We start from the raw sequence: 13,696 nt of genomic DNA, 5'->3' as shown, positions 1-13,696 counted from the left end.
GACGCCGGTCGATGAGAGCGGCGAGGACCGCGATCGCGGCGACGTGGGCGGCGATATGGTCGGGGTATACGGTCTGTCCGTCGCAGAGCAGTTCCTCGTCGTCCGGATACCGCCACCACGCCGACACCCCACACGACGCCCGAACCAGTGGTCCGTAGCCGAGGCGGGAGCTCCACGGACCGGTGCTGCCGAACGAACTGGATTCCGAGACCACGATCCGCGGATTGATCTGCGCGAGGCTCTCGTACGAGAGTCCCATCGACGCGAGAGTTCCCGGCTTGAAGTTTGCCAGCACGACGTCGGCGTCGGCGACCAGGCGGCGGAAGATGTCGACGCCCTCCGGGCTGCGCAGATCCAGGCCGAGGCTGCGCTTGTTGCGATGTCCCCAGGCGACGGACGCGGCCAGCGCTGCACCGCGTTTGGACTGGCGCAGTCCGTCCGGGAAGTTTGCGTTCTCGATCTTGATCACATCGGCGCCGTAGTCCGCGAACTGGCGGCTCAATTCGGCGCCGAACACGATTACCCCGAGGTCGAGAACCCGCAGCCCGGCCAGCGGTGCATCCGACCATTCATCCGAGCGGACCTTTGTGCCGCCACGCGGCCCGAACGCCACATCGTTGTGTTCGCCGAGTTGCGGTGCCCGCGTGCGGATCCCGGCGCGCTCGTCGGCCACGGTGACGTAGCCCGCAGGCACGCGCGCACGTAGTCCTGGCGCTATCTCCGCGTCCACCAGTGATCCGGACACCGTGAAGTGCTCGGCACCGAGCACCTCGGCAAGGGTGTGCACACCGCCGACCGGGACACCGCGCCGCGCGCCCTCGGCCACCAAGTCGGCCTGAGTATGCGCGGCGAACAGTTCCTCGATCAGGGGGTGCAGGGTGTCCGCTGCGGCGAATCGCGCGGGAATGGTGTCGTACCTAGGATCGGCGAATTCTTCCGGCTCGCCAAGCCATTCGAACATGCCGCGCCATTGCCGCCTGGCAAGCAGGCAGATTCGGACGTGACCGTCCTTGCACGGAAAAACCGGGTAGAAGTTCGCCGCGTTCGGTCGGCCGCGTGGGAAGTCTTCCGAGCGCCCGGCCGCCGCGGATCCCTGCGTGCCGAAGCCGGGGTCGAAGCCGTGCACGATCGCCTCGAATGCGGACAGGTCGATCGTCTCGCCGCGCCCGCTGACGAGCCGGCGGTGGTACGCCAGCAGCGCGGCCCACGCTGCGTGCGCACCGACGGTCTCTTCGACCAGGCCGGTCGGCGGCAGGAGCGGCGCAGCACCGGGTGCGCCGGAACGTGACAGCACGCCTGACAGTCCGTACAGCACCTGCTCTGTCGCAACCCAGTCCCGGTAGGGTCCGGTCTGGCCGAATCCGCTCACGGACATCCACACGAGTTCGGGGGCACTGCTTCGGATCTCGATCGGTCCGATGCCACGAGCGGCGAGCCATCCGGGGCGGAGCGACTCGATCAGAATGTCTGCGTTCGCGGCCAGGTCACGTAGGGCATCTCGCCCCGCGTCGGTCTCGAGGTCGAGTGTGATGCCGAGCTTGTTCGCATTGCGCAACGCGAACGGCACGCTGACGCCGTTGATGACGGGTTCTGCTGCTCGCGAACGTGATCCATCGGGTAGCTCGATGCGAATCACCTCGGCGCCGAGGTCCGCGAGATAGCGGCCACAGGATTCGCCCAGACCGTCGGTGAGGTCCAGAACGCGGACACCGTTCAGCGGAAGAGTCATCGAAGGCTCCGTTCGATTCTTGATTGCCTGTGGTTCAGCGGGTCCCGAAGTAGACGGACTTCGCGTTGTAGTACGGGGCGAGGCCCTCTGGACCCAGTTCCCGGCCGAGTCCGGATGCCTTGACGCCGCCGAACGGGGCCGCGAAGTCGAGCAGGTAGTGGTTCACGCCGACGGTGCCGCTGTGGATCCGGTCGGCGATGGCCAGGCCGCGCTCCTCGTCCGTCGTCCACACGGTGCCCCCGAGTCCGTACTCGGAGTCGTTGGCGATCGCGATCGCCTCGTCCTCGTCGCCGTAGGGGGTGATGGTCAGGACCGGACCGAAGATCTCCTCCTGCGCGATCCGCGCGGCGTTGTCCACGCCCTCGAAGACCGTCGGCGCGACGAACCAGCCAACGGACCGGTCGGCCGGTGTGCCGCCACCGGCGGTGACGCGATACCCCTCGGAGCGGCCGGAAGCGATGTAGCCGAGAACCCGATCGCGTTGCGCCGCACTGACCAGCGGACCGATCTGGGTCGCCTTGTCGAGCGGATCACCGATCTGCAGGGCGCGCACCGTCTCGGTCACCGCGGCCACGACCTCGCTGTACCGGCTGCGCGGCGCGAGGATCCTTGTGCTGGCGTGGCACGTCTGGCCGTTGTTCACCAGCGAGACCTCGAGCAGGTTTGCGGCGAACACGTCCAGGTCGGCGTCTGCCGCGACGATCGCGGCAGACTTCCCGCCCAGTTCGAGGGTCGCCGGTCGGAGGAGCCGTCCGCAGGCCGCGCCGATGGCCCGGCCCGCCGGAGTCGATCCGGTGAAGGCCACCTTGTCGATGCCCGGGTGCTCAACGAGGTACGCGCTGACCTCGCGGCCTGCGGGCACGACATTGAGCACGCCCGGCGGCAGACCCGCCTCGATCGCCGCGTCCGCGAAGACGAAGGCGTCAAGCGCGGTCTCGGGCGCGGGCTTGAGCACAACGGTGCACCCGGCGGCGAGCGCCGGAGCGATCTTCATCGCGGCGAGCGACTGCGGGTAGTTCCACGGGGTGATCGCTGCGACGACGCCGACCGGCTCCCGGCGCACCACGGTGCGCCCCCCGAGAGCGCTCGGGCGCACGTCGTCCGTCTGCTGCTGGCGGACCAGATCGGCGTAGTACTTCAGCATCATGGCCGGTGCGTACCCGTTGACCCCGACCGACAGGGCAACGGGCATGCCGTTCTCACGGCTGGTCAGCACGGCGGTCTGCTTGGCGCGCGCCTTCAGCGCCGCCGCTAAGCGGTCGAGGTGGTCGGCACGCTCGGCGGCACCAAGTCCGCGCCACGACGTCAGGGCCCGGCGCGCGGCGGCGACCGCGGCGTCGACGTCGGCGTTCTCCGCAAGCGCGGAGGTGCCGAGCACCTTCTCGGTCGCGGCCTCGATCACGTCGTAGGTGGAGTCGCTCGTCGGGGCAGCCCACTCGCCGTCGATGAAAAGGGTGCGGCGGTCCAGGGTGGTGTCCATGTCGATCCTCATCGGTTGGGGCAGGGCGAAAGCGGTCAGAGGGTGTCTTCGTGCCCGAACAACGTCGAGCTGACGACCGGTGCCATCGGGCCGCCGATGAACAGCGACGTTCTAGCTCCCGCAACGGGATTCGTCGAGGTGCCACGGATCTGCCGCACGGCCTCGACCGCCAGGCCCATGCCGTTGACAAACGAGTCGGCGATATTGCCGCCGCTGGTGTTGACCGGCAGTTTGCCGATGCCCGCCGTCAGGTTGTCGACGGTCAGGACCCCGCCGGCGGCGGGGCCGGTGGGAGCGAGCCCGTGGTCGATCAGGGCGGCGACGGCCGGACCACTGAAGTTCTCGTAGACCTGCACGACGTCCACGTCGTCGGGTCCGAGACCTGCTGCGGCCCAGAGCCGCTCGGCCACACCGGGGCGTCCGGGTCGCCCGGCGAATCCGGCGCTGGTGTACAGGTCGTCGTTGTCGATGATCGACGAGTAGCCGCCGGGCGCGCCCTGCGCGCCGGCCAGCAGGTAGGCGGCGTCGGGACGGATGCTCTTCGCGCGCTCGGCCGAGACCAGCACCAGCGCCACGGCCCCGTCGTTCTCCCGGGAGCAGTCGAACAGGTGGAACGGCTCGGTGATCATGCGGGACCCGTCGTAGGTCGCCTCGTCGAGGGGCTTGCCGTATCCGGCGGCAGTCGGGTTGTGCTGCGCGTGCCGGTACGCAGCGAGGACCAGTGCCCGCATCGCCTCGCGTGGCACGCCGTCGTGCTCCAGCAACCGCTGCGTGCGCATGGCGCACACCTGCGCGGGCGAGCCGATACCGTGCGCGAGGTAGTGCGGACCGTAGAAGTACTTCGCGTATCCGAGACGCCCGGTGTCTTCCTGCGCCATCGAGCGATAGACGACGACGCACTCGGCCTGGCCTGCCGCGATGGCGACCGCGGCATTGTTGATGGCCGCTGCGACGGATCCCCCGCCCCCGCCCCACATCATGTTCGACCAGCGCACGTCGTCGACGCCGAGGGCGCCGCCGATGATCGCGCCGTCGTGCCCGCCGCCCGCGTAGGAGACGAAACCATCGAGTTCACGCGGGGAGATACCTGCGTCGACGCAGGCCGCGACGATCGCCTCGAGGGTCATCCGCAGCTCGCCGTGCGGCGCCTCACCGCGCTTGTAGTGCAGCTCGGAAACTCCGACGACCGCTGTGGTCCCGCGCAGCGTGATCCGGCTCATGCGTGTGCTCCTTCGCTTCGCCGCCACCGCAGCAGCGGCCATGTCGCGCCCTCGTCGAGTTCGATGTGCCCGACTACCGGGTCCCCGATCCGGACGTTGGTGTCGTCGCCGGTGAGAATCCCGAGGACCCTGCGGTTCCCTGCGCCGGGAAGTTCGACCAGTACGGTGACGTAGGGCGCCCGGTCGGCAAGTTCGGTGATGAACGGGTAATGGCTGCGAGCCCAGCTGTAGACGGTGCCCACAGCCTCGACCGCCTCCCATTCGGGGTCGAAGGTGTGGCACTGTCCGCAGATCCACTGCGGACCCCAGATCCACACGCGGCAGTTTCCGCAGCGTTGCAGCCGCAGCTCACCGGCGAGCATGCCGTCCCAATAGGGCTGATCGAGACCGTCTGCGGCTGGGCCCCAGGGGAATTCACGCATCGTGGGCGTTTCGGTGCTCATGCGGGCGCTCCCGGCACCGGGAAGTTCTCCAGCACCGCAGCCTTCCACTGACCATCGTGGAGTTCCCAGATCGAGCGCAGACCGATCACGCCTTCGGGGGTGTCGTAGACGGTCTCGCCGATCTGCCGGTCGCCCTCGCTTCGTACGTCCTTGATCTCGAAGCCGTTCACCGCGCCACGGGGTACCGAGATCCCGTCGAACACGGTGGGCAGGTTCGCCTGCACCATGTCGGCAATGGCCGCCTTCATGTTCCCGGACACGACGTAACCCACGTGGCGCTCGTACAGCGCACGAAAGTCCTCTCCCGACATTCGATTCTCCTTGATCCACGGGCGTCGACGACGCCGGCTCGGCGCCGCGCACCGGTTTGGTATTTACCTTATGCCTTTAGGTATTGGCCGTCAAATGGCCGCCTTCGGGTGCGTCACGCGGACCGACTCAGACGAACCCGAAACCGCCGTTCTCGGCCACCGTGCCCGGCTCCCCCGCCACGTCGGCGGTCAGGAGTCGGTCCAGCGCCGGGGCGTCGGTGGTCGACGCGAGCGTGCGGCCACCGTCGGGGGTCCGGGCGGCGACGAATCCGCGCTCCGGGGCGCCGGCCCGGTCGTGCAGCACGGCCCACGACTCGACCGTCGCCGGGCCCGCGTACGCCGGATACGCACGGACGGTTGGTTCGCGGTCGACGCTCGCCTGCACGTCCTCGCGGCGGAACCCGCCGGCCGGGGGCTCGGTCCGGTACACGCCGAAGGCGTGCTTGGTCAGGTAGCCGCTGTTCGCGGTGACCAGCCCGTAGGTGCCCGGCGATTCCCGCAATTGGGTAGCCAAGGTCGCGATGGCGTGGGTGCTGTAGTTGTTCCACGGGCCGCCGGCGAAGGTGAGTCCGCCGGTGAGGGTCAGCGGCCGGCCGGGATCGTCGAGCGGGAGTCCCAGCTCGCGCGCAGCGACCTGGACCGCGGACGGAAAGCACGAGTACACGTCCACGTACGCGACGTCGTCCACACCGACGCCCGCCAGTTCGAGCGCCCGCGCGCCGGCGATTCGGATGGCCGGCGAGCGGTCCAGCGCGCTGCGCTCGGCGATGTCGTAGGTGTCGTGCGCCTCGGTACCGGACTGCGGGAACACCCAGTTCTCGCGCGGAATTCCGAGCCGGGTCGCGACCTCGACCGAACAGAGCAGCAGCGCGGCGCCCTGCTCGACCATGTTGTTCGAGTTCAGCAACTTGGTGTACGGCGACACGATCCACCGGTTGTCCTCGGATGGCGTGACGATCTCGGCCGCCGTGTACTCGCGCTGCGTCCAGGCGTGCGGGTTCGTCGCCGCGACCTTGCTGAAGCCCGACCACAGGGCTCCGATCGCGTCCCGGTGCTCGGCCATGGTCCGGCCCGCGGTGACCCGAAGTGCCTGCTCGAAGAGCGGATAGAGGTAGGCGGGTCGGTCGAGGCCGGCGCGCATCTCGGTGTCCGAGCGCATCGGCACCTCGGCGACGACCAGCGGCGCCTTCGGCACCGACTCGTCCTGCACCGTCCAGTCGGGACGGATTCCCCGGGCGCGCAGCTTCATTCGCGTTCGCCACGACTCGGCTCCACCGATCAGCACGACGTCGGATCGGCCGGCCGCGATGTCCTCGGCCGCCGCGTTGACGAGGACCTGCGGCGTGCTGCCGCCACTGCCGGTGTAGGCGGTGTGCTGCGGTGTGGCACCGATCCGCTCACCGACGAGGGCGCCGGGGTCGCGATATTTCCAGGACAGCAGGCCCACAATCCGGACGGAGTCGACGAGTTCGAGCAACCTCGTGCTGCCGGCCTCGTCGGCGGCGCGGCGGGCGGCGTCGGCGATCAGGTCGACCGGTTCACGGCCGCCGTCGCGGTTGTTGATCTGCCCGCCGCCGATGAGGATGGGGGTACGCGGATCGAGTGTCATGACCGGACCGCCTCGAGGATCCGGTCCCGGGACTCGGGGCGGGGCCAGCCCCCGAAGATCAGGGTGCTCAGACAGGTTGGCTTCCAACGGTTCACGATGTCCTCACAGATCTTGTCGGCGGGCCCGACGAGCGCGACGTCCTCCACCATCGCGGTCGGGACGGCTTGCGCGGCAAGGTCCGCGCGACCACTCAGGTACAGCTCCTGGATCTCGGCACACGCGTCGCCCCAGCCCATCCGGACGAAGACGTCGTTGTGGAAGTTCGCGTCCTTGGCGCCCATGCCACCCGCGTACAGCGCGACCACCGGCTTGAGCCGGGCCGCCGCCCGTTCCACGTCGTCGTTCTCGACGAGCCAGCACACGTTGGCGATCTCGAAGTCGTCGGCGGTACGGCGCGCGTCCTGGCGGCCGAAGCCCTCTGCGAGCGCGGCGCGGTAGAAGTCGTCGGTCTTGGGCGAGAACCACAGCGGCGTCCAGCCGTCCGCGATCTCGGCTGCGAGTGCCACGTTCTTCGGCCCTTCGGCACCGAGGTAGACGGGGATGTCGCTCCGCAGCGGATGCACGATCGACGTGAGCGGCTTGCCGAGCCCGGTGCCACCTTGGTGCGGCAACTGATAGTGCCGCCCGTCGAAGGTCACCGGCTCGTCCCGGGCCCACACCGCCCGCATGATCGAAATGTACTCACGGGTGCGCTCGAGCGGGCGCGGATAGGGCTGTCCATACCAGCCTTCGACGACTTGTGGTCCGGACGCGCCGATGCCGAGGATCAGCCGGCCACCACTGAGGTGGTCGATGGTCTGCGCGGCCATGGCCAGCGCGGTCGGCGTGCGCGCCGACATCTGGCACACCGAGGTGCCGAGCGTGATCTTCGAGGTGCGCGCTCCCCACCAGGCCAGCGGGGTCAGTGCGTCGGAACCGTAGGACTCCGCAGTCCAGAAGCTGTCGACCCCGTGCGCCTCGGCCTCGGCGACGGTCTGCTCCATTCGCCGCGGCGGTCCCGAGCCCCAGTACCCGGCCATCACGCCGACCTTCATCGTTTCCACCCGCGCTTACCTCGACTCGTCACAGCTGGTGTCCTTCAGTGGTTCTGGTAGACGGGCGGGCGCTTCTCGAGGAACGAGTACACGGCTTCGCGGTGGTCCTTGGTCATGGCGGCGAGGATCTGGGTCCGGTTCTCCAGGTCGATCGCGGCACGGAGGCTGGGGACCTCGAGGTTGGACCACATCACCTCTTTGGTCATCCACACGCCGAACGGGCTGTTGCGCGCGATGTTCTCGGCGGTGTCGAGCGCCGCGTCGAGCAGCCGCTCAACCGGTTGCACCGACGAGGCGATGCCGGCGCGCTCGCACTCGGTGGCGTCGACCGGGCGTCCGGTGAGGAGAATTTCTGCCGCCCTGGAGAATCCGATCATCCGGGGCAGCAGCCAGCTGACACCGATATCGCAGCTGGACTGCCCGCGGTTGATGAACGAGGCGTGCAGTGCGGCGGTGTCCGCCATGATCCGCACGTCGGCCATCAGCGCCAGCGCCATCCCACCGCCCGCGGCGGCGCCGTTGATCGCGGCAATCACCGGCGGCCTGGCGCCGCGGAACGCCTCGACGAGTGACGCGATGTGCTGCTGCACGCGCATACCCGCCTGCGGCCGCCCCTCGCCCTCAGCGGCGCCGGGCGGAGTGCCATATCCGCGCAGGTCGATTCCCGCGCAGAACGCGCGCCCGTTCCCGGTCAACACGATCGCGCGAGTCTCGGAGTCGTTTCGGACGACGGCAAGCACCTGGTGCAGCGCTTCCACGAGCTCGACGTTCATCGCGTTCAGGGCTTCCGCGCGGTTGAGGCGGATCAGCAGAACGCCGGGTCGGGGACGCTCGGTGAGGATCGGATCGGACATCGGGGCCTTCCCTCGCATGGTTGCCACGGCCGGAGTTCGCAATCGACCGTCGACTTATCAAGCTAATGCCTTTAGGTTAATACCTCAAGGACGCGGAGCCGAATGCAGCACGGAGAGGACCGGAATCATGACGGATCTACACGGGAAAGTGGCGGTCGTGACCGGCGGAGCGAGTGGTATCGGCGCCGCAACCTGCACACTGCTGGCCCGGCGCGGCGCCGTGGTTGTGGTCACCGACATCGACGACGAACGCGGCGCGGCGGTTGCGGCCGACGTCGGCGAGAACGCGGTCTACCTGCACACGGACGTCACCCGCGAAGATGACATCGCCGCCGCCGTCCAGACGGCAACCGATCGGTTCGGGCGCATCGACGCGATGGTCAACAACGCCGGACGCGTCGGCGCATGGACCTACGTCGCCGACACAACCGCCGACGAGTGGGACGCCTCGTTCGCAGTGCTGGCGCGCAGCGCCTTCCTCGGCACCAAGCACGCTGCCAGGGTGATGCGCGAACAAGGATTCGGCGCCGTCATCAACGTGTCCTCGGTGGCCGGAGTACGCACGGGCTTCGGACCGCATCCATACGGCGCTGCGAAGGCCGCCGTGCTGCAAATGACCCGCAGTGCCGCACACGAACTCGCGGAGTTCGGCGTCCGAGTCAACGCCGTCACGCCGGGCGGCGTCGCGACCCGCATCGTCGGCCACGGCGCCGGCCTCGACGGGGACGCCCTGGACGCCAGCGTCGACAGCGTGCGCCGAGGCCTTGCGACGTTTCAGCCGATCCCCCGCGCCGGCGAGGGCGAGGACATCGCCGCCGCCATCGCGTATTTGGTTTCGGACGACGCGACCTTCGTGACCGGGCAGAACATTGTCGTCGACGGCGGTCTCACGCTCGGTAAGGCGTGGCCCGGGAATTACCGCGCCGAAGCCGACGCGGCGTCCTGGGCGGGGCAGGAGGACCGCTCAGATGCCGACCGGGCCACCGAGCCAGACGCCGACCTCTTCGCCGGACACGTGCCGCCCGTCCTCACCGGCGAGGAACGACACGGTGGCAGCGACGGATTCGGCGGGAATGCGCGGCCAGTGGGCGGCAAGGGTTTCCACTGCGTTCTCGCCGCCGGAGGCGATGATCTCGGTTTCCACGAAACCGGGCATCACGGTGTTGACGGTGATGCCCCTCCGAGCCACCTCGAGCGCGAGTGACCGGGTCATCCCGACCAGGCCCGCCTTCGCGGCGGCGTATGCGCTCATACCCGGGGACGGCCGTCGCCCGCCGGCCGGGCTGCTGACGAAAATGACTCGCCCCCAGCCACTCTCGTACATCGCGGGTAGCGCCGCATGCGTGCAGTAGAAGGCGCCGCTTAGGTTCACCCCGATCACGCGGTCCCAATCCTGCGGGGACTGCTTGCGGACCGCCCCGGCCAGGTTCATGCCGGCGTTGTTCACCAACACGGTCGGCGCCCCGAGTTCGGCCGTCGCCGCCGCAATCAGCTGCTCGGCCTGCGTCGCGTCGGACACATCGGCCCGAATCGCGACCGCTCGGCCACCGTCGGCGCCGATCTTGTCCGCGACCTCCTGCGCATTCGCTGCACTGGACGAGTAATTGACCGCGACCGCGAATCCGTCCGCCGCCAGTCGCCGGCAGATCGCTGCACCGATGCCGCGTCCGCCGCCTGTCACCACCGCCACCCGCTGTGGCCCGGCAATAGCCACCGTCAGCGCACCTTCGGGTGAGTCTGCGGCACATCCGAATACGTATCGCGCAGTTCGCGTTTCGCGATCTTTCCGCTCGCCATTCGGGGCAACCCGCCATCGACGAACACCACGTAGCGCGGAACCTTGTAGTCGGCGAGGTTGCGATCGCAATACTCGACGACGTCCGCCTCGGTCAGTCCCACCACCTTCTTCACAATGGCGGCCGGTGTCTCCCCGAACTTCTCGTCGGGCACGCTGATCACCGCAACTTCCTCGATGCCCGGCATTCGATTGATCACCTGCTCGATCTCCGCCGGCGAGATGTTCAGTCCGCCGGAAATGATCATGTCCTTGAGCCGATCCACGAACGTGAGATAGCCGTTCTCGTCCAGCTTTCCGAGGTCGCCGGTGTGCAGCCAGCCGTCGATCAGCGTGGCGCGGTTCGCTTCCTCGTTACGCCAGTAGCCCGGCATCATGCCCGGACCACGCAGCAGAATCTCCCCGACATCGCCCGGGGCGCAGTCGTTCCCGTCGACATCGACGACCCGGATCTTGGTGAAGATGCCGCCGAACCCGCATTTGTCCGGGTGTTCGGCGGCCTCCGCACGGGGCATCGCGGTGGCCGAGCCGCCGATCTCGGTCTGCCCGTATATCTGTCGCAGTTGCACACCGCGAGCGAGCCAGGTGCCCACGAGCGCCGACGGCACCCGGGCGCCACCGACGTGCGCGGTGGTGAGGTGACTCAGGTCGGCGTCCTCGAAACCCGGTACCCGCGAGAGTTGCTCGAACAGGATCGGCGGTCCGGTCAGCGTGGTGGCGCGGCTGTCGATCATCACCCGCAGTGCGGCCTCGGGATCGAATCCCGGCTGCAGCAGCAGGGTGCCGCCCTGCAGCACGGTCCGGGAGATGCCCCAGATGATCCCCGCCGCGGTGAACAGTGGGAGCACCAGCAACGGGCGCAGGCCGTTCGGTTCGATCGGCTCCATCAGCGACCATTCGTGCATCTCGCCGGCGATGGTGGCGTGCGTGAACACGACGCCCTTCGGCTTGCCGGTGGTGCCACTCGTGAACACGATCGCGGTGGGCTCGGATTGCTCCGTCACCGGTGTGCGGTAACGAGGGTGTGCGCCGCGGCGCAAGGGCCGCACGTCCTCCCCGAACTCCGCGATCGCGAAGGTGCCGCGCGCGGCGTGCACCTCATCCAGACGCGACCGCAACGCCGTGTCGCAGTACACGACGGTGGGCTCGCAGTCATCGACGAGGGCGGTCAATTCACCGGCGAGCATGCGCTGGTTGAACGGCGCCGAGATGGCGCCCACTTTCATCGCGCCGAGCGCAGCGACGCACCACTCGAGCGAATTGACGCCGAGGTAGCTGACCCGGTCCCCGGTCGTGACGCCGCGGGCTGCGAGGTCGTGCGCGACGCCGTCGGCCCAGGTGTCGAGTTCGCGGTAGGTCACGACGTCACCGGCGAAATCGATCGCCGGCTGCTCGGGGACGGTCCGCGCCCAGTAGGCGAGTGCGTCGATCACGGTTCCGCTCATGGGTTGCCTTCCTGATATCCAGCGCGGTCGGGCCGCCGATCGCGACGCAGGACAGTGCAGCGAGAGGCGACACGGGTGCTCTGCGTCACAAAAATTAATCTAATGGCATTCGATTAGTTTGACAAGTTCCGTGCCGGTCCCGGATCACTCGGCCGGCCGACTGGAGAACGCAACCGCGACCGCGGTCTCGGCATCGACAACCTTGATTCGGGGCCGGCCCACCGCGCGGCCCTGCGCCCGCTCGTACCGGTCGATCGCTCGCCAGTCCGTACCACCGAGCGCGTCGGGTCGACGTTTACGAACGAGTTCGGTCATGGCCGCCTGCGACGCCACCGGAGCGGCGAGCCGATCCTGGCGGTGATCGTCGAGCAATGCCTCGACGGTTTCGGCTGCGCAGTAGCGGTTGGTGCCGATCACCCCGGTCGCGCCACGCTTGATCCATCCAGCGACATACTGACCCGTCGCTGCCTGCCCGGTGGCCGGATCGACAACGCGGCCAGCGATATTCGCCACCGTGCCGGCGGCCTCGTCGAATGGCAAGCCGGCGATCGGCAGTCCGCGGTAGCCGACCGCGCGCAGGACAAGGCCACAGTCGATTCGGTCCACCGCGCCGGCGGCGGTCACCGTCAGCGCTTCGGCTCGCCCGTCACCGGTCATCTGCTGCGGGGTGGTCCCGAAGCGCAGCACGATGCGCTTGTTCCCCGGAGTCGCCTTCCGGCGTGCGTATTCGGCGAGGATCTGCAGCTTGGTGGGTGCGTCGGGACCGGCCGCGACCGGACTGTCGACGAGAACGTCGATCCCCGCCAACGAGCCGAGTGCCAGCAGTTCCGGCGTGGTGCAGGCCGCGTGCTCGGGTCCCCGGCGGCCGAGGACGACCACTTCCTCGATCCGACTCTCGGCCAAGGCAGCGAGGGCGTGATCGGCAATATCGGTGCGGCGCAGAGTCTCCATGTCGGAGACGAGAATGCGGGCGACGTCGAGAGCGACGTTGCCGTTGCCGATCACAACGGCGCGGGGACCGGTGAGGTCGAAGGCGCGTTCGGCGTGCTCGGGGTGGCCGTTGTACCAGGCGACGAACTCCCGAGCTGCGTGGCTGCCCGGCAGGTCCTCGCCGGGGATGCCGAGTCGCCGGTCCCCCGCCGCCCCGGACGCGTGGATCACCGCATGGTGGTGGGCCAGCACCTCGTCGATCGTCACGTCCCGCCCCACCTCGACACCGAGATGGAACGAGAAGCCGTCCCGGCGCGCGGTGCGGTCGAACACCCGGTCCACCGTCTTGGTGCGCCAGTGGTCGGGTGCGACGCCGAATCGTACGAGACCGCCTGCGACGGGCAGTCTTTCGAACATGGTCACTTCGGCGGCGATGTCGCGGCGGGCCAGCAGTTCCTCGGCGGCGTAGAAGGCGGACGGGCCCGATCCGACGATCGCCACCCGCAACACCGGCGGGTCCGCCACGCCCTGGGTTGCCAGAGCGAGCGGGAGCGGCTGCACGTGTGCGCCCGGCGCGACGGTACGCGGATTCCGTTGGAAGTACTCGGCATTGAGATCGCGGTAGCGCCCCTGCCCCTTGGACAGCGCGTCACCGGGCACGATCGCATCCACCGGGCAGACATCGGCGCAAGCCCCGCAGTCGATGCAGGAGCCCGGATCGATGTAGAGCATCTCGGTGCTCCGGTACTCCCGCTCGGCCGGAGTCGGGTGGATACAGTCGACCGGGCAGACCGCAACGCAGGTCGCGTCGTTGCAGCAGTTCTGGGTGACCACATACGCCATCAG

The 13,696-nt window shown here is 68.8% G+C and carries 11 protein-coding genes and 1 pseudogene; 1 reads left to right on the top strand and 11 read right to left on the bottom strand.

The annotated features are described in order from the left end of the window. The 8 genes from A8G08_RS00660 to A8G08_RS00625 form a co-directional block, all read right to left on the bottom strand. Nucleotides 1–1,729 (bottom strand): CaiB/BaiF CoA-transferase family protein (locus tag A8G08_RS00660; protein ID WP_068268929.1); only part of this gene is annotated, 1,729 nt, incomplete at its 3' end. 34 nt (nt 1,730–1,763) lie between these two features. Then, complete coding sequence (locus tag A8G08_RS00655) at nt 1,764–3,209, bottom strand: aldehyde dehydrogenase (protein ID WP_157108340.1); 1,446 nt, start codon at nt 3,207–3,209, stop codon at nt 1,764–1,766. A gap of 35 nt (nt 3,210–3,244) precedes the next feature. After that, the gene (locus tag A8G08_RS00650) at nt 3,245–4,429 is read right to left on the bottom strand and encodes a thiolase C-terminal domain-containing protein (RefSeq protein WP_068268936.1); all 1,185 of its coding nucleotides are present in this window, start codon (nt 4,427–4,429) and stop codon (nt 3,245–3,247) included. After that, complete coding sequence (locus A8G08_RS00645; protein ID WP_068268926.1) at nt 4,426–4,872, bottom strand: Zn-ribbon domain-containing OB-fold protein; 447 nt, start codon at nt 4,870–4,872, stop codon at nt 4,426–4,428. Before A8G08_RS00645 ends, A8G08_RS00650 begins: the two co-directional genes overlap by 4 nt. After that, a complete protein-coding gene (locus A8G08_RS00640) occupies nt 4,869–5,183 on the bottom strand; it encodes a hypothetical protein (RefSeq protein ID WP_068268924.1) in 315 nt (104 codons plus the stop codon). The genes A8G08_RS00645 and A8G08_RS00640 overlap by 4 nt, the downstream gene beginning before the upstream one ends. A gap of 127 nt (nt 5,184–5,310) precedes the next feature. After that, nucleotides 5,311–6,792 (bottom strand): acetyl-CoA acetyltransferase, encoded by a 1,482-nt coding sequence (locus A8G08_RS00635; RefSeq protein ID WP_068268922.1) that lies wholly within the window; start codon nt 6,790–6,792, stop codon nt 5,311–5,313. Continuing rightward, complete coding sequence (locus A8G08_RS00630; protein WP_068268934.1) at nt 6,789–7,826, bottom strand: LLM class F420-dependent oxidoreductase; 1,038 nt, start codon at nt 7,824–7,826, stop codon at nt 6,789–6,791. Before A8G08_RS00630 ends, A8G08_RS00635 begins: the two co-directional genes overlap by 4 nt. A 44-nt stretch (nt 7,827–7,870) precedes the next feature. Further along, entirely contained in the window at nt 7,871–8,680 is an 810-nt protein-coding gene (locus tag A8G08_RS00625; protein WP_068268933.1) for an enoyl-CoA hydratase/isomerase family protein, read from the bottom strand. Between the two features lie 127 nt (nt 8,681–8,807). On the opposite strand from A8G08_RS00625, the pseudogene A8G08_RS00620 reads away from it, so the two are divergent. Beyond that, nucleotides 8,808–9,623, top strand: a pseudogene (locus tag A8G08_RS00620) (glucose 1-dehydrogenase); the annotation flags it as partial. Nucleotides 9,624–9,644: 21 nt separating this feature from the next. On the opposite strand, the gene A8G08_RS00615 reads toward A8G08_RS00620, so the two are convergent. From A8G08_RS00615 to A8G08_RS00605, 3 genes are all read right to left on the bottom strand, one after another. Next, on the bottom strand, nt 9,645–10,388 hold the full coding sequence (locus tag A8G08_RS00615) for an SDR family oxidoreductase (protein WP_084435840.1): 744 nt from the start codon (nt 10,386–10,388) through the stop codon (nt 9,645–9,647). Between the two features lie 8 nt (nt 10,389–10,396). After that, the gene (locus A8G08_RS00610) at nt 10,397–11,920 is read right to left on the bottom strand and encodes a class I adenylate-forming enzyme family protein (RefSeq protein WP_068268919.1); all 1,524 of its coding nucleotides are present in this window, start codon (nt 11,918–11,920) and stop codon (nt 10,397–10,399) included. A gap of 144 nt (nt 11,921–12,064) precedes the next feature. Then, a complete protein-coding gene (locus tag A8G08_RS00605) occupies nt 12,065–13,693 on the bottom strand; it encodes an FAD-dependent oxidoreductase (protein WP_068268931.1) in 1,629 nt (542 codons plus the stop codon). Between the last annotated feature and the right edge of the window lie 3 nt (nt 13,694–13,696).

Source organism: Aldersonia kunmingensis, from assembly GCF_001646865.1.
Classification (GTDB): Bacteria; Actinomycetota; Actinomycetes; order Mycobacteriales; family Mycobacteriaceae; genus Aldersonia; species Aldersonia kunmingensis.
Note: the sequence above shows the minus strand (reverse complement) of the source record. Positions and strands in the feature narration are given on the sequence as shown.